16 protein-coding genes are annotated in these 19208 nt (G+C 45.7%); 15 read left to right on the top strand and 1 reads right to left on the bottom strand.

What is annotated here, in order from left to right; translation table 11 throughout:
- The first annotated feature begins 334 nt into the window (after positions 1–334).
- The 11 genes from rpoE to acpS all read left to right on the top strand — a co-directional run bounded on the left by rpoE (position 335) and on the right by acpS (position 9606).
- A complete protein-coding gene (rpoE, locus tag MSG36_RS06295) occupies positions 335–913 on the top strand; it encodes an RNA polymerase sigma factor RpoE (protein WP_008223963.1) in 579 nt (192 codons plus the stop codon).
- Between the two features lie 26 nt (positions 914–939).
- A complete protein-coding gene (locus MSG36_RS06290) occupies positions 940–1563 on the top strand; it encodes a sigma-E factor negative regulatory protein (protein WP_048605810.1) in 624 nt (207 codons plus the stop codon).
- Positions 1560–2522 (top strand): sigma-E factor regulatory protein RseB, encoded by a 963-nt coding sequence (gene rseB, locus MSG36_RS06285; protein WP_048605809.1) that lies wholly within the window; start codon positions 1560–1562, stop codon positions 2520–2522. Before MSG36_RS06290 ends, rseB begins: the two co-directional genes overlap by 4 nt.
- A complete protein-coding gene (locus MSG36_RS06280; RefSeq protein ID WP_048605807.1) occupies positions 2519–2989 on the top strand; it encodes a SoxR reducing system RseC family protein in 471 nt (156 codons plus the stop codon). Before rseB ends, MSG36_RS06280 begins: the two co-directional genes overlap by 4 nt.
- Before the next feature lie 137 nt (positions 2990–3126).
- On the top strand, positions 3127–4920 hold the full coding sequence (gene lepA / locus MSG36_RS06275; protein WP_017059045.1) for a translation elongation factor 4: 1794 nt from the start codon (positions 3127–3129) through the stop codon (positions 4918–4920).
- A gap of 97 nt (positions 4921–5017) precedes the next feature.
- On the top strand, positions 5018–5914 hold the full coding sequence (lepB, locus tag MSG36_RS06270; RefSeq protein ID WP_017066013.1) for a signal peptidase I: 897 nt from the start codon (positions 5018–5020) through the stop codon (positions 5912–5914).
- A gap of 26 nt (positions 5915–5940) precedes the next feature.
- The gene (gene rnc, locus MSG36_RS06265) at positions 5941–6618 is read left to right on the top strand and encodes a ribonuclease III (RefSeq protein ID WP_017059043.1); all 678 of its coding nucleotides are present in this window, start codon (positions 5941–5943) and stop codon (positions 6616–6618) included.
- Positions 6611–7582: a GTPase Era gene (era, locus tag MSG36_RS06260; RefSeq protein WP_017059042.1), complete on the top strand. Its 972-nt coding sequence runs from the start codon at positions 6611–6613 to the stop codon at positions 7580–7582. Before rnc ends, era begins: the two co-directional genes overlap by 8 nt.
- 102 nt (positions 7583–7684) lie before the next feature.
- Entirely contained in the window at positions 7685–8413 is a 729-nt protein-coding gene (gene recO / locus MSG36_RS06255) for a DNA repair protein RecO (RefSeq protein ID WP_019826299.1), read from the top strand.
- Positions 8410–9147, top strand: coding sequence for a pyridoxine 5'-phosphate synthase (pdxJ, locus tag MSG36_RS06250; RefSeq protein WP_048605801.1), 738 nt, complete (start codon positions 8410–8412; stop codon positions 9145–9147). The genes recO and pdxJ overlap by 4 nt, the downstream gene beginning before the upstream one ends.
- A 78-nt stretch (positions 9148–9225) precedes the next feature.
- A complete protein-coding gene (gene acpS / locus MSG36_RS06245; protein ID WP_017059039.1) occupies positions 9226–9606 on the top strand; it encodes a holo-ACP synthase in 381 nt (126 codons plus the stop codon).
- A 124-nt stretch (positions 9607–9730) separates the two neighbouring features.
- Here acpS and barA read toward each other — a convergent pair whose 3' ends face one another.
- Entirely contained in the window at positions 9731–12544 is a 2814-nt protein-coding gene (barA, locus tag MSG36_RS06240) for a two-component sensor histidine kinase BarA (protein WP_050644142.1), read from the bottom strand.
- A 165-nt stretch (positions 12545–12709) separates the two neighbouring features.
- Between barA and rlmD the strand changes: the two genes are divergently transcribed.
- The 4 genes from rlmD to MSG36_RS06220 all read left to right on the top strand — a co-directional run bounded on the left by rlmD (position 12710) and on the right by MSG36_RS06220 (position 19201).
- Positions 12710–14029, top strand: a complete 1320-nt coding sequence (rlmD, locus tag MSG36_RS06235) for a 23S rRNA (uracil(1939)-C(5))-methyltransferase RlmD (protein WP_065675479.1) — start codon at positions 12710–12712, stop codon at positions 14027–14029.
- Positions 14030–14162: 133 nt separating this feature from the next.
- Entirely contained in the window at positions 14163–16385 is a 2223-nt protein-coding gene (gene relA, locus MSG36_RS06230) for a GTP diphosphokinase (protein ID WP_048611396.1), read from the top strand.
- A gap of 227 nt (positions 16386–16612) precedes the next feature.
- Positions 16613–17410 (top strand): nucleoside triphosphate pyrophosphohydrolase, encoded by a 798-nt coding sequence (gene mazG / locus MSG36_RS06225; RefSeq protein WP_048611394.1) that lies wholly within the window; start codon positions 16613–16615, stop codon positions 17408–17410.
- 150 nt (positions 17411–17560) lie between these two features.
- The gene (locus tag MSG36_RS06220) at positions 17561–19201 is read left to right on the top strand and encodes a CTP synthase (RefSeq protein WP_048605791.1); all 1641 of its coding nucleotides are present in this window, start codon (positions 17561–17563) and stop codon (positions 19199–19201) included.
- The last annotated feature ends 7 nt before the right edge of the window (positions 19202–19208 follow it).

The raw sequence follows: 19208 nt of genomic DNA, 5'->3' as shown, positions 1-19208 counted from the left end.
CTTGTTTTAGGAGTTTGGCTAAGACTGTTATAATCTCTCCAGAGTCATCCTTAAACGCTATGCAAAATCAATATATAGACAGCTATCTAGAAATATTTAATTGCTCAATACCATTGCTTTTGCTCAAGTTTCCCCAAATTGATAGGGATAGCTATTTTTATTACATCACATTGTGAAACAATAATGGCAAATAATTTTAAGAAAGTTGGAACTTTCGGTATTTGGCTTAGTCACAATAGTGCTCTTGTAGACGGTGGTGTCAATACTACATTTCGCATAATTAGTACCCATATCTGTGAAGGTGAGGGTTATAACAATAGGAGTACCCGCTCGAATGAACGAGCAGCTAACCGATCAAGTGTTGATTGAGCGAGTTCAGAGTGGAGATAAGCAGGCATTTAACTTACTAGTGGTTAAGTATCAAAACAAAGTTTGTAATCTTATCTCTCGATACGTGAATAATTCTGGTGATGTACCTGATGTAGCACAAGAAGCTTTTATTAAAGCTTACCGCGCGATACCTAACTTTCGTGGCGAGAGTGCCTTCTATACATGGTTGTACCGAATTGCCGTGAACACCGCTAAAAATCATATCGTTGCCCAAAGCCGTAGGCCGCCAGCAACAGATGTAGATGCAGAAGATGCAGAATATTACGAAACAGGCAGCGCGTTAAAAGAAATATCGAACCCTGAGAACTTAACGCTGTCAAAAGAATTGAAACAAGTCGTTTTTGGAGCGATTGAAGCGCTACCAGAAGACTTAAAAACTGCAATGACGTTGCGAGAGCTCGAAGGTTTGAGCTACGAAGAGATTGCAGAAGTAATGGATTGCCCTGTAGGAACCGTACGTTCGCGTATTTTCCGAGCTCGTGAAGCGGTGGAAAAGAAAATTAAACCTCTTTTGCAACGCTAGAACTTGTAATAATTATGGTGAAAATAATGGCTGATAAAGAAAAGCTTTCGGCACTCATGGATGGTGAAACGATCGATAAAGCTCTCATTGTAGATCTCGAATCCGATCAAGAAAGCATGGATACCTGGCAGAGTTACCATTTAATTGGTGATGTTATGCGTGGGGATGCGCCAGAAACTCCAGAGTGGAACATTGCTAATAGTGTAGCGGCAGCGCTTGAGAACGAGCCTGCACATGGTTCAATGTCGAACCTGCACCAAGTGAATGTTGAACCTACTGTTGCTCCAATTGAAGAGCAACCTAAACCTCAGCAAGCGAAGCGTCAGCTTCCGGCGTGGTTACAACAGTTTGGACAAGTTGCCGTCGCAGCGTGTGTTTCATTAGCGGTTGTTTTAGGTGTTCAACAATATGGTGGCAGCGACCCTGCAGCACCAGAGCAGTTGCCTGTACTCCAGACGATTCCATTTGCGGGTTCTGCGGAACCAGTAAGCTTAACGCGTGACTCTGTTGAGAAACCAGCATCTGAAGCTAACTTGCAAGAGCAGCGTAAACGCGTTCATGCAATGCTAGAAGATTATGAGCTGCAGCTAAGATTAAACAGTGATGCATCGCCAATGCAAGATGCACATCTAGAATCGGACATTGAATGAAGAAAATCCTGGTCAGTGCACTGACACTGTTCAGCTTGATGTCTCCAACAGCCTTTGCAGAGGAAACCACTGCAAAGGCCTTGTTGCATCAAATGAACGAGGCCAGTCAGCATCTAAATTACGAACTCTCCTACATTTTGATAAAGAAGAGCAGTATTGAGCCTCTTGTTTATCGCCATGCGGTTAACGACGACCAACAACTTGCACACCTTGTTTATCTAAGCGGCCCTGTTCGTGAAGTCATTCGACGTGGCAACGAAGTTAGCTACATCGAACCGGGTACAGAGCCATTTACGATTCAGTCTGGCAGCATGGTTGCACCTGTTATTCCGATGATTAATCGAGATATCGAATCTCTGAATCAGTACTACGACTTTGTGAAAGTTGGGCGCTCTCGTGAAGCAGGTAGCACAACTCAAGTGCTGCGTGTCGTGCCGAAAGACGGCCTTCGCTATTCTTACGTGGTTTGGGTCGACGAAAAAACGAGTCTTCCTTTGCGTGCCGACCTTTTGGATCGTGATGGCGAAGTGCTTGAACAGTACCGCACTATCTCTTACGTGGTGAACGATAAGATTGCTGAGGCAATGGGTGGCTTGAACCAAGCTCAATTGCCGAAAGTCTTATCACTGCCGGAAGGCTTAGTGAGTGAAACTAACTGGCAAGCCTCTTGGATTCCTGAAGGATTTAAGTCAAAAGAGCTTAGCCGCTATCAAATGGCTGCGACCGATAAAATGGTTGAAAGTCAGCTTTTCAGTGATGGATTGTTTAGCTTTTCGGTTTATATCGCTGAAAAAGACGAGCATTCATTGAAAGGGCAGCTAGTACGTCAAGGGCGTAGAACCTTGCACAGCTTAGTGATTGGCGACAAAGAGATCTCAGTGGTTGGTGACATTCCGCCAGCAACTGCAAAACGTATCGCTCAGTCAGTTACATTCAATAAATCGGTACAAGCGCAATGATGACCGCGCTGGCGACCGTTAGCTCGGTTGAACAAAAAGGTAAGCAATACTTTGTTCAATTGAGCTGCGAACAACAAACCAGTTGTAGCAGCTGTTCTTCTCAAAAAAGCTGCGGTACGGGTATTGTGACCAAGGCTGTTGGCAATAAATCTTTGTTTTGGCAGCTTAAAACCAAAAGCTTAGTCAAAGCAGGACAAATCGTAGAAATTGGCTTTCCAGAAAAAAGCCTACTTCAATCGGCAGCCATTGTTTATCTCATCCCACTTTTCATGTTGATGATTGGTGCTGGTTTTGGACAACTCTTGTTACAACCCTTACTCCAAGGGGGCGAGGGCATTGTTATCTTAAGTGCAGCACTGTTTACTGCTGGTGGGATTGCCTTAGCGAAGCGGTTAGCCAAACCCATGGAAGACAAATCCAAGCAAGAAGTCGTCTTGATTCGAATCCTAGGTGAGTCTCTCGTCTAATTTATGATGCTTCTTGCCCTTAAATTGGGTAGAATCTGCCAACTTGATTGAAATGCCGCCACCAATGCTGACTGTAGATTGGACGCGTCGCGGCTTTCTTATTATCCCTATTCAAAGAGTTTAGTCACACCAAGCCTATGAAGCACATTCGTAATTTTTCGATTATCGCCCACATCGACCACGGTAAGTCGACCCTTTCTGACCGCTTAATCCAAGTTTGTGGAGGATTAAGTGAACGTGAGATGGCAGCTCAAGTCCTCGATTCTATGGATATAGAACGCGAGCGTGGTATTACAATTAAAGCGCAGAGTGTGACTTTAGATTACAAAGCTAAAGATGGTGAAACTTACCAACTTAACTTTATCGACACTCCTGGACACGTAGACTTCTCTTACGAAGTATCTCGTTCTCTAGCTGCTTGTGAAGGCGCACTACTTGTAGTGGATGCTGGCCAAGGTGTTGAAGCACAAACTCTAGCAAACTGTTACACAGCAATCGAAATGGAACTGGAAGTAGTGCCAATCTTGAACAAGATTGACTTACCTGCAGCTGAACCTGAACGTGTTGCTGAAGAAATCGAAGAGATCGTTGGCATCGATGCGATGGAAGCGACTCGCTGTTCTGCGAAAACAGGTTTGGGTGTTGATGATGTTCTAGAAAACATCGTAACGGCAATCCCACCACCGGAAGGTGATCCTGAAGCGCCTCTACAAGCGTTGATCATTGACTCTTGGTTCGATAACTACCTTGGCGTAGTTTCTTTGGTTCGTATCAAAAACGGTAAGCTGAAGAAGAACGACAAGATCAAAGTAATGTCGACAGACCAAGTATGGGGTGTTGACCGTCTAGGTATCTTCACGCCTAAGCAAATCGACACGACAGAGCTAAATACTGGCGAAGTAGGTTGGGTTGTTTGTGGTATTAAAGACATCCTAGGTGCGCCAGTTGGTGATACGTTGACGCTTGCAAAAGGCGGCAGCACTGAACGTCTACCTGGTTTCCAAAAAGTGAAGCCTCAGGTATACGCAGGTCTATTCCCTGTATCATCTGATGATTACGAAAACTTCCGTGACGCGTTAGGCAAACTAAGCCTGAACGATGCATCACTGTTCTTCGAACCAGAAAGTTCAGCAGCACTTGGTTTTGGTTTCCGTTGTGGCTTCTTAGGAATGCTTCACATGGAGATCATCCAAGAGCGTCTAGAGCGTGAATACGACCTAGACCTAATCACAACTGCACCAACAGTAGTGTATGAAGTTGTAAAAACAGATAAAACAGTTCTGTACGTTGATAGCCCGGCTAAACTGCCAGCGGTTAATGACCTAGAAGAAATTCGTGAGCCAATTGCACGCTGTAATATTTTGGTACCTTCGGACTACCTAGGTAACGTAATTACACTGTGTGTTGAGAAGCGTGGCGTACAAGTAGACATGGTTTACCACGGTAATCAAGTTGCTGTAACGTACGACCTTCCTATGGCAGAAGTAGTTCTAGACTTCTTCGACCGTCTGAAGTCAACGTCTCGCGGTTACGCATCATTGGATTACAACTTCCAGCGCTACGAACCATCAAACATGGTACGTGTAGACGTATTATTGAATGGCGAAACGGTTGATGCACTAGCGATCATTACGCACAAAGATATTGCTCAGTCTCGTGGTCGTCTACTGGTAGAGAAGATGAAAGAATTCATCCCTCGTCAGATGTTCGATATCGCGATTCAAGCAGCGATTGGTAACCACATCATTGCTCGTTCTACAGTGAAACAACTGCGTAAGAACGTAATCGCAAAATGTTACGGTGGTGATATCAGTCGTAAGAAGAAACTTCTTAAGAAACAAAAAGAAGGTAAGAAGCGTATGAAGCAGATCGGTAACGTTGAACTGCCTCAAGAAGCATTCTTAGCAATTCTTCATGTTGGTAAAGACTAACTTTATCCAGCATTAAACGAATAATTGAAAGTGGAAGAGTAGCTCGCTATTCTTTCACTTTCGTTATTTTTAAAGAAATGAAATTTAAGGGATATCAATGGCTAATACATTTTCGCTTATCTTAGTGATCGTAACTCTAGTGACCGGCATTGTATGGGCGTTGGAAAAGTTTGTGTGGGCGAAGAAGCGCCAGCAAAAACTTGCTGACGTTGAAGCACAATCGAATGGCCTAGACGCTGAAACTAGCGCAAAAGTTACGGCTCAGCCTTGGTGGGTTGAGAACAGTGTGTCCATTTTCCCGGTAATTGCATTTGTTTTGATCTTGCGTTCATTCATCTATGAACCGTTTCAAATCCCTTCTGGCTCGATGATGCCAACCCTTTTGGTTGGTGATTTCATCTTGGTAGAGAAGTACGCATACGGCCTAAAAGACCCAGTATGGCGCACTCAATTGGTAGAAACTGGCAAGCCAGAACGCGGTGATTCAATCGTATTTAAGTACCCACCTCAGCCAAACATCGACTACATTAAGCGTGTTGTTGGTATGCCAGGTGACACGATTCGCTACAGCAGTCGTAAAGAGATCTGCATTCAGGCGAAGGGTACAAGTAGCTGTGAACCAGTGAAACTAAGTAATGTTGAAGAGAGCCAATTTATTCAAGATGGTGTGCCTCTGATTCAGCTGAACGAACAGCTTGGAGACGTAGAGCACCAGATTTTAGTTAACCCATTACGCCGTGATCGTGTGCAAGCATATCAGCCTCGCAATGGTGTTAACGAATGGGTCGTTCCAGAAGGCCAGTACTTTGTGATGGGTGATAACCGTGACAACAGTGCCGATAGCCGTTACTGGGGCTTTGTCCCTGAAGCAAACCTTGTTGGTAAGGCCGTTGCTATTTGGATCAGCTTCGAGTTCGAACGCGGTTCAGACAGTGTACTTCCAACATGGATTCCTACTGGTGTGCGTTTTAATCGCATCGGTGGGATTCATTAATCGATCACATAACACATCGAGAGAGCATGAATTCTCCAATTGATAAACTAGAGAGAAAGATTGGCTATCAGTTTAATGATGCCGATCTTATCCACTTGGCGCTGACTCACCGCAGCGCCGCAGGTAAACATAACGAACGTCTTGAGTTTCTGGGCGATTCAATTTTAAGTTTTGTTATCGCTGATGATCTTTACCACCGTTTCCCTAAGGTAAACGAAGGTGATATGAGCCGCATGCGCGCAACATTAGTACGTGGTCATACATTGGCAGAACTAGGTCGTGAATTCGAGCTAGGAGATTACTTAAAATTAGGTCCAGGTGAGTTGAAGAGTGGCGGTTTCCGTCGTGATTCTATTCTAGCGGATGCGGTTGAAGCGATCATCGGCGCTGTCTATTTAGATAGTGATACCGAGACGGTTCGCGGCATTATTTTAAGCTGGTACCAATCTCGCCTAGATGCAATTCAGCCTGGAGTATCTCAAAAAGATCCGAAAACTCGCCTACAAGAGTTTTTGCAAGGTCGAAGAAATCCTCTACCTGTCTACACAGTGACTAATATTAAAGGTGAAGCACACAACCAAGAGTTTACGGTTGAGTGTGAAGTGGCAGGTGTGGATAAACCTGTTATCGGTAAAGGCACTAGCCGCCGCAAGGCAGAACAAGCGGCTGCTGAAACAGCATTAGAGCAACTAAGCAATGTCTGATAACAACCAAGATTTCGATATCGATGCATTCTTTTCATCTGATAGCAAAAAAACAGGCCTACCGGAAAACCAACACTGTGGCTTCATCGCTATTGTCGGTCGCCCAAACGTAGGTAAGTCGACGCTTCTGAACCATATTCTGGGTCAGAAGATTTCTATTACATCACGTAAACCACAGACGACACGTCACCGTATTATGGGCGTTGAAACTGAGGGTGATTACCAAGCGATCTTTGTTGATACTCCTGGACTTCATATTGAAGAAAAGCGTGCCATCAACCGCTTGATGAACCGTGCGGCGAACAGCTCACTGAGTGATGTAAACCTAGTATTTTTCCTTGTCGATGGTACTCACTGGACTGACGACGATGAGATGGTTCTGAACAAACTGAAGAAGACTGACTTCCCAGTTGTACTTTGCATCAACAAAGTAGATAACGTTCAAGACCGTACTAACGTGATGCAGCACATGATGGAAGTCTCTAAGAAGATGGACTTCATTGACGTTGTGCCAATCTCTGCGAAGCAAGGTAAAAATATTGATGTACTGCGTAAGCATGTACGTGAACATTTACCTAAAGCGACACACCACTTCCCTGAAGAATACGTGACAGATCGCTCGCAACGTTTTATGGCCTCTGAAATTATCCGTGAAAAGCTGATGCGCTTTACGGGTGATGAGCTACCTTACTCGGTAACGGTTGAAATCGAACGTTTCGATTACAACCCAGATAACGATGGCTTCCACATCAATGCACTGATTCTTGTTGAGCGTACAGGTCAGAAGAAAATGGTGATTGGTAAAGCGGGCGAGAAGATCAAAACGATTGGTCGTGAAGCGCGTATTGATATGGAAGAGCTATTCGGCCGTAAGGTTTACCTAGAGACTTGGGTCAAGGTTAAATCTGGTTGGGCTGATGATGAGCGTGCACTTCGCTCGTTAGGCTACATCGACGATCTATAATATATTGAACGTCACTTTCTGAGGTTAAGAAAGTTGAACTGAAGATAAATCCAAGAGAGAGTGCGAACTCTCTCTTTTTGTATCTGTAATAAGGGTAAGTGATTGAGCGAAGGGTTACAGCGATGCTTTGTGTTGCACCGTCGACCATACAGTGAGTCGAGCCTGATCTTGGACGTCTTCAGCGAAGAGTTCGGTCGGGTGACGTTGATGTCTAAAGGCGCTCGCAGCAAGCGTTCTAATTTGAAAGGTGCATTACAACCTTTTACGCCGCTACTGCTTAAGTGGTCTGGTAATGGTTCGATGAAAACCTTACGCCAAGCTGAACCCATCAGCTTGGGGCTTCCTCTCGCCGGTATTAATCTGTATTCAGGCATGTACGTGAACGAGCTTATCGGTCGCGTATTGATGGCGGAAGTACCGATGCCTGCACTTTTTCACGACTATCTTCATGCTTTAACAGAGCTGGCGCATAATGATAATCCTGAGCCAGCACTGCGTCGCTTTGAGCTGGCTCTATTATCCGCTATGGGTTATGGCGTCGACTTTTTACACTGCGCGGGCACTGGCGAAGCGATCGATCCGAGCATGACTTATCGCTATCGAGAGCAGAAAGGTTTCATCGCTTCGGTGCGTCGAGACAACCTGACTTTTATGGGCGATGAACTTATCGCAATCAGTGAACGTAGGTTTATCACTAAAGAGCAGTTAAAAGCGGCAAAACGCTTTACACGCATAGCCTTAAAGCCGTATCTTGGCGGCAAACCATTAAAAAGTAGAGAGCTATTTATGCCAACAATAGCCCTCTCTAGAGCACGGAGTATTGGAAAATGAGCTCAATCCTTTTAGGCGTTAATATCGACCATATTGCAACACTACGTAATGCACGTGGTACTAAATACCCAGATCCAGTACACGCAGCTGAAATTGCTGAACGTGCGGGTGCTGACGGCATTACTGTTCACCTGCGTGAAGACCGTCGTCATATCGTTGACCGCGATGTACGTATTCTGGCTGAAACACTTCAAACTCGTATGAATTTGGAGATGGCAGTAACGGATGAGATGGTTCAAATTGCCCTCGATACTAATCCTGAGTTTGTTTGTCTGGTTCCAGAGAAGCGTGAAGAGCTAACCACTGAAGGTGGCTTGGACGTGGTTGGTCAACTTGAAAAGATCAAAGCGGCGACGGAAAAACTGTCTGCTGCTGGCATTAAGGTGTCTCTGTTTATCGATGCTGACCGTGAGCAAATCGACGCAGCAAAAGCGTGTGGCGCACCGTTCATTGAACTGCACACAGGTCATTACGCCGATGCTAAAACAGAAGAAGACCAACAAGACGAGCTGAAAAAAATTGCTGCAGGCGCAAGCTACGCGGACGATCTTGGTATCACAGTCAATGCGGGTCATGGTCTGACTTACCACAACGTAGCCCCGATTGCGGCTCTTCCTGAGATCTACGAGCTGAACATCGGTCACTCGATCATGGGACGTGCAGTGTTTGATGGTTTGAACAAAGCCGTTGCAGACATGAAAGCCGTGATGGAAACAGCACGCAACAACGCTTAATTTTCTAAACCGTAAGCGTTAAGTCGTAAGCGACGAATTAGTAGAATTAATAGATAGAAGTTTAGTAGTAGGGTAAGCATGGCTGTTGTTGGATTAGGTACAGATATCGCAGAAATTGAACGTGTTGAAAAGGCATTGTCACGAAGTGGTGACGCTTTTGCTCAGCGTATTTTGACCGATTCTGAATTTGAAGTATTCCAGCAACTCAAGCAAAAAGGGCGTTACCTTGCAAAACGTTTTGCTGCCAAAGAAGCGGCATCTAAGGCGTTGGGCACGGGGATCGCGCTGGGTGTGACTTTCCACGACTTTGAGATTTCAAACGATGAGCATGGCAAGCCAGTTCTGAGCCTGCATAAAAAAGCGCGTGAAATCGCAGAGGCGAACGGCACAACATCAATTCATCTTACTATCTCGGATGAGCGTCACTACGCAGTGGCAACGGTGTTACTCGAATCGTAAACAGATTATCGCTACTTTATATCTACTGCTCTTGGCTATAGACAGAAAAAGCAGAGCTCATGAGCTCTGCTTTTTTATTAGCGGGTAAACCCTCTAACGAATACTGGTGAGTAACAAGTGCCCGCTAGGTCTTCGCAGGTTTCAAGTAATGAATCGCGGTTGCTTGAACCTTATCTAATTCATCCTGAAGCTCGAAAAGCTCCGGTTCAATGTCTTCAACAGAAGTGCCTGAACGCAGCTCTTTCTCTATCGTCGCACATACCGATTTTAGTCTTGGTACACCGCTGTACGAGCTGCTGCCATGCATCTTGTGGATGATGTGTATCAGCTCTTCAACTGGGTAGTCACTGTCTTCTATCGCTTTGTCTGCTGCCTCATACACCTCTGGAATAAAGTCTACGAGCATTTGCAGCATATCGCGTGCGAGGTCTTCTTTATTGGCGGCTTGTTTCATCGCAGCTTGCCAATCAATGATGATGTTTGTGTGCACGCTGGCTTCAGTTTCTGACACCGGACCGTTGTCGACTTCAGCAGAGACCGCTGGGTGGTCTGGATCTATTTTTTCGATGTGCTCAACCTCAGAGGTCGAGCTCCAATGAATCAGAACCTGCTGTAAAACATGCTCTTCAATAGGTTTGGTTAGATAGTCATCCATGCCCGCTTCAAGCAGTCGATCTCGTTCGCCAATCATTGCATGTGCGGTCACGGCAATTACAGGTGTATTCGCATTGTTCGCCAGCTTCTTAATGTTCTGACAGGCTGTCACACCGTCCATCTGTGGCATTTGAATATCCATGAAGACGATATCAAATGGCGTCTCTGTCGCTTTGTCTATCGCCTGCTGACCACTGGTACAACTGATGACGGTTTCTACACGCTCTTTGAGCAGTGCGGTGATCAGTTTTAGGTTGGCTGGGTTGTCGTCGACCGCCAATACCGTAAGCGGAAGCTTCTCTTCAGAATGCGTTTCAATCGCTGGTGCAATCAAAGTTGGTGCCTGATTCGATACCAGAGTTTGCAGTAACTTCTTACGAGAAAGAGGCTTAGTGATGCACTGAACATCGACCTCTTTCATTAGTTGCTCACCCAACGCTAGCTCGGTACTTGGTGTACCAATAATCACATTTTGAGCAATCTTCTTAGCACCGATCGCCCAACCACTCACGGTATCAAATTGATACTCTTGGTTGGCGGCTAGGTTAAGCAGAACGTAGTCATACGAGGTGGTCTCGTCTGGCATCACCGAACGATAGGTTACCACTAAGCCTTCTTGGGTTAGGATTTGCTGAGTAATCGATGCCGCTTGCATGTTTGGCTCGATAAGCAGCAGTTGTTTGTCTTGCAGACACTGCGTCTCAATCAGCTCAGTCATCGGCATATCAGTCGTTGATAGTCTCAAGGTAAACCAGAAGGTTGACCCTTGGTGAAGACGACTGGTTAGGCTGATCTCTCCGCCCATTTGGCTGACCAGTTTTTGGGTGATAACCAGACCTAAGCCTGTACCACCATAGCGACGAGAGATACTTGCATCGGCTTGGCTGAAGGCTTGGAACAGCTGAGCTTGTTGACGCTCCGAGATACCAATACCCGTATCGCGAACCATGAACTGCAGCTCGATGTTGTCTTCGCTTTGTGAACGCAGCTCAACGCTGATATCAATATTGCCGCGCTCGGTAAACTTGATTGAGTTACCCACTAGATTGGTTAGGATCTGCTGAATACGCAGTGGATCGCCCACCACACCTGGCGGTACTTTAGGGTCGATCTTCAGTGTCAGTTCTAGGCCTTTCTCATGAGCGTTGGTTGCTTGAAGGTTTACTACCTCTTCAAGGCTGGCTTGGAATTCAAATGGGATGTTCTCTAGGGCTAATTTACCGGCTTCAAGTTTCGAGAAGTCCAAGATATCGTTGATGATGCTAAGCAGGTTGTTTGCCGAGCGTTCAATGGTTTGCAGGTAATCGGTTTGACTGTTCGATAGGTGAGTCTTGAGCATTTGACGAGTAAAGCCAATCACACCGTTCAGCGGCGTTCTCAATTCGTGAGACATATTCGCTAAGAACTCAGACTTAACACGAGCAGCTTCTTGAGCGCGTTTCTTCGCGATGTCTAACTCAACGTTTTGAATCTCTAGCTGTTCAAGAGTTTCACGCAAATCTGATGTGGCCTGGTCGATACTGTGCTGCATCTCGACGTGATACTCTGATAGCGATACCGCCATCGCATTGATACCGTTTTTCAGCGAGTCTAGCTCACCATGCATCTTACCTTCGATACGCACATCTAGGTGACCTCGACGAATTCGGTCGACCATGTTTTTCATGTGTGTGATCGGTTGAGTGACATCGTGCATTAAGCGGAACGCAAACACGCCCGATAAACCAAGCCCGAGAATCAACACTAAGAATGCAGAGAACACTTCTTGATATTGCTGCAATCGAAGTGATGAAAGATCTAACTCAATTGCAATATAGCCGATCGCTTGATTAGCTTGAGACTGACCGTTGGCTGAGTTGATGTACTGGCCTTCGGCGATGATAGGTGTCCGCAGGATCAGCGTATTATCGAGCAGGTTCGATGAGCTTAAATGCGGGATCGGTTTATCTTTCGGATAGGTCAGGCTTTCAAAATCGGGGTGGAAGTTTGAGGTTACAAACAACTCATGACGCTCATCAAACACCGCGATACTGCGCACCAACTTAGAATTCTTTCGATGCGCATAGCTAATAAGCTGACGAACAGACTCTCGACTTTCGAGCTTCATACCTGATTCACTCGCAATCGCAAGTGGCTCAATGATGCTAGTACCAGTGTTAACCACTTGACCCTCAAGGTCTTGATAGCGGTTAAATGAGAAAAATGCACTCAATAGCAACCCAATAATCAGGGTTGGAGCTAGAGTTAAGGTAATTACACGGGCTCTTAAGCCATATCTGGTCATGTTCTTTAATTACATCGAGGTCTGGATATGGGAAAATAACGCACACAATGGCGGTTAAGTGAACGGTAAGCTTAATCAAAGCCGTGACGTTCGACAATGATTCCAAGACATAATAGTGAGTCCTGGATACCAATTACTTATTAAAAGATACATTAGGCACAAGCAATGGCACGTTTTTTCCAACCAAAAAAGAAAACTCAACTCGAGACCAAGCATCAATCGGTTTTGGTTGAACGAATGGATCACAATGGCGCTGGCATCGCTTATCAAAAGAATAAACCGGTTTTCATTGATGGTGCATTGCCTGGTGAGCAGGTGGTTATTCAACTTACTGAGAGCAAAAGTAAGTTTTCGCGAGCTAAACTCATCAAGTTATTGAAGCCGAGCGAGCAGCGTTTAAAGCCGTTTTGTAAGCACTTTAATCAGTGTGGTGGCTGTCACCTTCAACACCTCGGTTACTCTTCTCAGGTTGAGCATAAATCGCAATCTCTGACCCACCTGATGAGCCAATACCAAACGGTGAACACTGAAGTTGCACAACCTATTGTCGGTGATGAAACCGGTTATCGACGTCGCGCGCGTATCAGCCTATTTGTTGATAAAAAGACACAGCAGCTTCAGTTCGGTTTCCGTAAGAAGCAGAGTAAGCAGATTGAAAATATCACCGACTGTGCCGTGCTTGATCCTCGCCTCAATGTATTGCTGCCAAAACTGAAAAATTTACTGAACACTTTCAACAGCCTTACGTCTTTAGGACACGTTGAATTGGTGTTGGGCGATACTGGCCCTGTAATGGTGCTACGTCACCTTAAGCCTTTGGTTGAAAAAGATGAGCAAGCGCTGATTGCGTTAGCAAAAGAAGAAGGCGCTACGCTGTACTCGATGCCTGAAACCGATAAGTTGGTTCGCTTAGTTGGCGATGCACCTTCTTATAGCGAAACTGGCGTAACGTTGCCGTTTGAGCCAAACCACTTTATCCAAGTAAACCAGAAAGTGAATCAGCAGATGGTGGCTCAAGCGATTGATTGGCTAGAACCTCAAGCGGATGAGCGAGTGCTCGACCTGTTTTGTGGCTTAGGGAATTTCAGTTTGCCTATCGCGCAACAATCGGCGTTTGTGGTTGGCGTAGAAGGCGTTGATGAAATGGTTCAGCAAGCCACATCTAACGCAGCGTTAAACCAGTTAAGCAATACGGAATTTTACCAAGCTAACCTTGAAGAAGACTTATCTTCACAGCCTTGGGCAAAAGAGAAATTTGATAAAGTATTGCTTGACCCGGCACGTGCGGGAGCGAGTGGGATCGTTGATCAAATTTCAGCGTTAGGAGCGAAGCGTGTGGTTTATGTTTCGTGTAATCCTGCTACTCTAGCTAGAGATTCTGAGAGCTTAGAAAAACAAGGCTATCAATTAGCCAAACTGGGTATGTTGGACATGTTCCCCCACACCAGTCATCTAGAATCGATGGCTCTCTTTATCAAGGCTTAGAGGCCCTTAACAAGGCTTCAAATGAATCACAAAGGCGCAGGGAAGCCTGCGCTGATATCAATATGGTCGAACTAACTTGGAACCAGTTAGTCATATTGAATTGGGTATAAAACATAATAACTAGGAAGGCATGATGGTTGCGGTACGAAGCGCACATTTAAACCCAAGCGAACAGTTTGAGCTAGAAAGTTGGATTGCGTCACTAAATCAAGACGCAAAAACCTCGAATAAACTGATCAAAGTTTATCGTCACTGTGAAGAGCTATTAAAAGATCACGAGCAAGCGTCGCTCCTGCTTTGGCGTGGCCGCGAGATGATCGAAATCTTGGTTACGCTGTCCATGGACCGTGCCACTTTAATTGCAGCGCAACTTTTCCCCGTCGTCTCAAGCGGCGTTTTTGAGCGCGAAGCGTTTGAAGAAAGCTACGGTAAAGAAACCGTAAAGTTGATCGATGGCGTTGAAGAAATGGCGGCCTTAGGCCAGTTAAACGTGACTCTTGAAGGCAGTGCTGCCTCGGGTCAAGTTGATAACGTTCGTCGTATGTTACTGGCGATGGTCGACGACTTCCGCTGCGTAGTCATCAAACTCGCTGAACGAATCTGTAACCTTATTGAGGTGAAAAAAGCGCCTGATGCTGTGCGTCGCGCGGCCGCAAAAGAGTGTTCTAACATCTACGCTCCGCTCGCTAACCGTTTAGGTATTGGTCAGCTTAAGTGGGAAATCGAAGATTACGCATTTCGCTACCAACAGCCAGACACCTACAAGCAGATTGCTAAACAGTTGTCCGAGCGTCGCATCGTACGTGAACAATACATTAAAGATTTCGTTGACGACTTAACGGCGGAAATGAACCGTTCAAGCATCAATGCAGAAGTCAGCGGTCGACCAAAACACATCTACAGCATCTGGCGTAAAATGCAGAAGAAAGGCTTGGACTTCGATGAGCTCTTTGACGTACGTGCGGTACGTATCATCGCCGACCAGCTCCAAGACTGCTATGCCGGCTTAGGTGTGGTTCATACCAAATACAAACATCTACCAAGTGAATTCGATGACTATGTGGCGAACCCTAAGCCAAATGGTTACCAGTCTATTCACACCGTGGTTTTGGGCCCAGAAGGCAAGACCATTGAGATTCAGATCCGTACCAAGCAGATGCACGAAGACTCTGAGCTTGGTGTGGCGGCGCACTGGAAGTACAAAGAAGGTGCTTCAAGCGGACGCAGTGGTTACGACGAGAAAATCACTTGGTTGCGTAAACTTATCGATTGGCAAGAAGAGATGTCGGATTCTGGCGAGATGCTGGATGAAGTTCGTAGCCAAGTATTCGATGATCGCGTATATGCCTTTACACCGCGCGGTGACGTGGTCGATTTACCTATGGGTGCAACCCCACTGGACTTCGCTTACCACATCCACTCGATGGTCGGACACCGTTGTATCGGTGCCAAAGTAGCAGGCCGTATCGTCCCATTCACTCATAAATTATCGATGGGTGATCAGGTTGAAATTATCACTCAGAAAGAGCCGAACCCATCACGTGATTGGCTGAACCCAACCACAGGTTTTGTTCATTCTGGTCGTGCTCGAGCCAAGATCAATGCTTGGTTCCGTGCGCAAAGTCGTGAGAAGAACCTAGAAGCGGGTCGAGACATCCTTGAGGCGGAACTTGCTAAAGTGGGTGCAACCTTAAAAGATGCAGACCAATACGCTCTGAGACGCTTTAACGTCAACACGCCAGATGAGCTTTATGCTGGTATCGGCAGTGGCGATTTGCGCATTAACCAAGTGGTTAATCACATCAATGCGTTGGTCAACAAGCCTACGGCGGAAGAGGAAGACAAGAAAGCGCTAGAGAAACTGCTTGAGTCGGAAAACAAGCCAGCACAACAGAGCCGTCCGAAGAAAGATGCGGTAGTGGTTGAGGGCGTTGATAACCTAATGACGCACCTAGCTCGTTGCTGTCAGCCAATCCCTGGTGATGTGATTAAAGGTTACATTACTCAAGGTCGTGGTATCTCAGTGCACCGCGCTGACTGTGAACAGCTAGGCGAACTTAGTATGCACGCACCAGAACGTATCATTGATACTGTTTGGGGCAATGGCTTTGTTGGTTCATACATCCTAACGCTGCGTGTTGAAGCGCTAGAGCGTAATGGCTTGTTGAAAGACATCACCTCACTGTTCTCGAATGAAAAGATCAGCGTGACCACAATGAAGAGCCGTATCGACTACAAGCGTCAGCTATCGGTAATGGATTTCGATTTGGAAGTGACCAATATTGAAATTCTGAGTCGCGTGACCAGCCGAGTAGAGCAGATCAAAGATGTAATGAGCGTCAAACGCTTGGGCTAAAATTCTCGTCATACTTGAAGCTATGGCGTTGTTGACTGCGCGCACTCGCTCAATCACATAGGCAAGCTATGCTCAGGAGTCTCGCTTGCTTGTCGCCTAGCCATAGTTTCAATTATTTAGAGAATTAAACAGTATCAAGAAAGGTGAGTGGTTTGGCTGCTCACCTTTTTTAGTTTTAGAAGACGTTATAAATTTAAAAATCAAAGACAGTGAATAGGAAGAAAGCGATGAATCACCCGATTGAACAACTTGAACAGATCATGACTAAGCTGCGCGATCCAGAAGGTGGCTGTCCTTGGGATTTGAAACAAAATTTTGAAACAATTGTGCCGCATACTATCGAAGAAACCTACGAGGTGGTGGACGCGATTCACAACAAAGATTGGCCGAACCTACAAGAAGAACTGGGTGATTTGCTATTTCAGGTGATTTTCTACAGCCAGCTCGCCAAAGAGCAAGGGCTGTTTGAGTTCTCTGATGTGGTCGATGGCATCAATGAGAAGCTAACGCGCCGCCATCCGCATGTGTTTTCTGATACCGAGTTTGCGAGCGATGAAGAAATTAATGCCAACTGGGAAGCTGAAAAAGCCAAAGAAAAAGCTCAGGCAGGCAAAACTCAAGAAAGTATTCTAGACTCAATACCAAACTCTCTACCTGCGCTTTCACGTGCTACAAAGATTCAAAAACAGGTAGCGAAATATGGCTTTGATTGGGACTCTATTGGCCCAGTGGCGAATAAGGTTTTAGAGGAAGTCGATGAGGTGCTAGAAGAAGCGCTTCAAGTGACGCCAAATGAAGATTTGGTTGAAGAAGAGTTGGGTGATTTGCTGTTTGCGACGGTCAATTTGGTGCGACATTTGGGTAAAAATCCAGAGTCTGCACTAAATAAAGCCAATCTGAAGTTCTCACGTCGCTTTAAAGGGGTGGAACAAAAAGTTCGTCAGCAAGATAAAATTTTGACCGATTTTTCACTACAACAGCTTGATTCCATGTGGGATGAAGTCAAGGTGGCGGAGAAAAGATAACCAAAGCTTTTATCATGAATTGATTTGAAGCAAAAAATAAAAAATAGCAGTGTGATAGATTTCACGTTGTGGCGATAAGGGGCTTCTGGTATATTTTCATCCCGTCCAGAAGTAGTCCATTTCCCTCATTCAACCAATTTCAGGTTAAACATGACGACAAATTACATTTTTGTTACTGGCGGGGTTGTATCCTCTCTAGGTAAAGGTATTGCTGCAGCATCTCTTGCGGCTATTTTAGAAGCTCGTGGTCTTAAAGTGACTATGATGAAGCTTGACCCTTACATCAACGTTGATCCAGGCACTATGAGCCCGACTCAGCACGGTGAAGTGTTCGTTACGGAAGATGGCGCTGAAACAGACCTTGACCTTGGTCACTATGAGCGATTCATTCGCACCAAGATGACTAAGCGTAACAACTTCACTGCAGGTCGTGTTTACTCAGACGTACTCGCTAAAGAGCGTCGCGGTGATTACCTAGGTGCAACTATTCAGGTTATCCCACACATCACTAACTCTATCAAAGAGCGTGTAATTTCTGGCGCATCTGGCCACGATATCGCGATCGTTGAAGTTGGTGGTACGGTTGGTGATATCGAATCTCTACCATTCATGGAAGCGATTCGTCAGCTAGCAGTAGAGCTAGGCCGTGAACGCGCAATGTTCATGCACCTTACTCTAGTGCCATACCTAGCAGCTGCGGGCGAAGTGAAAACTAAGCCAACGCAACACTCTGTAAAAGAGCTACTGTCTATTGGTATTCAGCCAGACATCCTAGTTTGTCGTTCAGACCGCAACATTCCTTCGAACGAGCGTAAGAAAATTGCTCTGTTCTGTAATGTGCAAGAAAATGCAGTTATTTCTATGCGCGATGTTGACTCTATCTACAAGATCCCTCAGCTTATTAAAGCTCAAGGCACTGATGAACTTGTATGTAAGCGTTTCGGCATTACCGCTCCAGAAGCAGACCTGTCTGAATGGGAACAAGTAATTTACGAAGAAGCTAACCCAACGGGTGAAGTGACGATTGGTATGGTTGGTAAGTACATTGAACTACCAGACGCATACAAATCAGTAAATGAAGCGCTAAAACACGCGGGCTTGAAAAATCGCCTAAGTGTTAATATTAAATACGTAGATTCACAAGACGTTGAGTCTCGTGGCGTAGAAGTTTTAGAAGGCCTAGATGCAATCCTAGTTCCTGGTGGTTTTGGTGACCGTGGTGTTGAAGGTAAGATTCTTGCTGCTCAATACGCTCGTGAAAACAAAGTACCGTACTTAGGTATCTGTCTAGGTATGCAAGTAGCACTTATCGAGTACGCTCGTAACGTTGCGAAAATGGAAGGGGCACACTCTTCTGAATTCTGTACTGAAACTAAGTACCCAGTTGTTGGTCTTATCACTGAGTGGACTGATGGCGAAGGTAAAGTTGAAGAGCGTACAGAAACATCTGACCTTGGCGGCACAATGCGTCTTGGTTCACAGCTTTGTCACCTAGCGAAAGGGACGAAAGCTTACGAATTATACGGTAGCGCGACGATCCATGAACGTCACCGTCACCGTTACGAAGTGAACAACAATCTTCGTCCACAAATCGAAAAAGCGGGCCTAAAAGTATCGGGTCTATCTGCGGACAAGAAACTGGTTGAAGTTATTGAGAACCCAAACCACCCATGGTTCGTTGCTGCTCAATTCCACCCAGAGTTCACTTCAACGCCTCGCGATGGTCATCCATTGTTTGCAGGTTTCGTTAAAGCGGCTGGCGAGTTCCAGCGCGGCGAGTTAGAGAAGTAAAAAGGAA

Origin of the sequence: Vibrio sp. 1CM8B (assembly GCF_023161685.1) — a bacterium.
GTDB lineage: Bacteria > Pseudomonadota > Gammaproteobacteria > Enterobacterales > Vibrionaceae > Vibrio > Vibrio coralliirubri.
This window is presented reverse-complemented; position numbering and strand designations above follow the sequence as displayed.

Coding starts and splice junctions, on each gene's coding strand:
- pdxJ (WP_048605801.1), top strand. CDS start 8,410: ATGAGCTCAATCCTTTTAGGCGTTAATATCGACCATATTGCAACACTA.
- lepB (WP_017066013.1), top strand. CDS start 5,018: ATGGCTAATACATTTTCGCTTATCTTAGTGATCGTAACTCTAGTGACC.
- barA (WP_050644142.1), bottom strand. CDS start 12,544: ATGACCAGATATGGCTTAAGAGCCCGTGTAATTACCTTAACTCTAGCT.
- rpoE (WP_008223963.1), top strand. CDS start 335: ATGAACGAGCAGCTAACCGATCAAGTGTTGATTGAGCGAGTTCAGAGT.
- acpS (WP_017059039.1), top strand. CDS start 9,226: ATGGCTGTTGTTGGATTAGGTACAGATATCGCAGAAATTGAACGTGTT.
- MSG36_RS06290 (WP_048605810.1), top strand. CDS start 940: ATGGCTGATAAAGAAAAGCTTTCGGCACTCATGGATGGTGAAACGATC.
- rseB (WP_048605809.1), top strand. CDS start 1,560: ATGAAGAAAATCCTGGTCAGTGCACTGACACTGTTCAGCTTGATGTCT.
- MSG36_RS06280 (WP_048605807.1), top strand. CDS start 2,519: ATGATGACCGCGCTGGCGACCGTTAGCTCGGTTGAACAAAAAGGTAAG.
- relA (WP_048611396.1), top strand. CDS start 14,163: ATGGTTGCGGTACGAAGCGCACATTTAAACCCAAGCGAACAGTTTGAG.
- era (WP_017059042.1), top strand. CDS start 6,611: ATGTCTGATAACAACCAAGATTTCGATATCGATGCATTCTTTTCATCT.
- rnc (WP_017059043.1), top strand. CDS start 5,941: ATGAATTCTCCAATTGATAAACTAGAGAGAAAGATTGGCTATCAGTTT.
- mazG (WP_048611394.1), top strand. CDS start 16,613: ATGAATCACCCGATTGAACAACTTGAACAGATCATGACTAAGCTGCGC.
- MSG36_RS06220 (WP_048605791.1), top strand. CDS start 17,561: ATGACGACAAATTACATTTTTGTTACTGGCGGGGTTGTATCCTCTCTA.
- lepA (WP_017059045.1), top strand. CDS start 3,127: ATGAAGCACATTCGTAATTTTTCGATTATCGCCCACATCGACCACGGT.
- rlmD (WP_065675479.1), top strand. CDS start 12,710: ATGGCACGTTTTTTCCAACCAAAAAAGAAAACTCAACTCGAGACCAAG.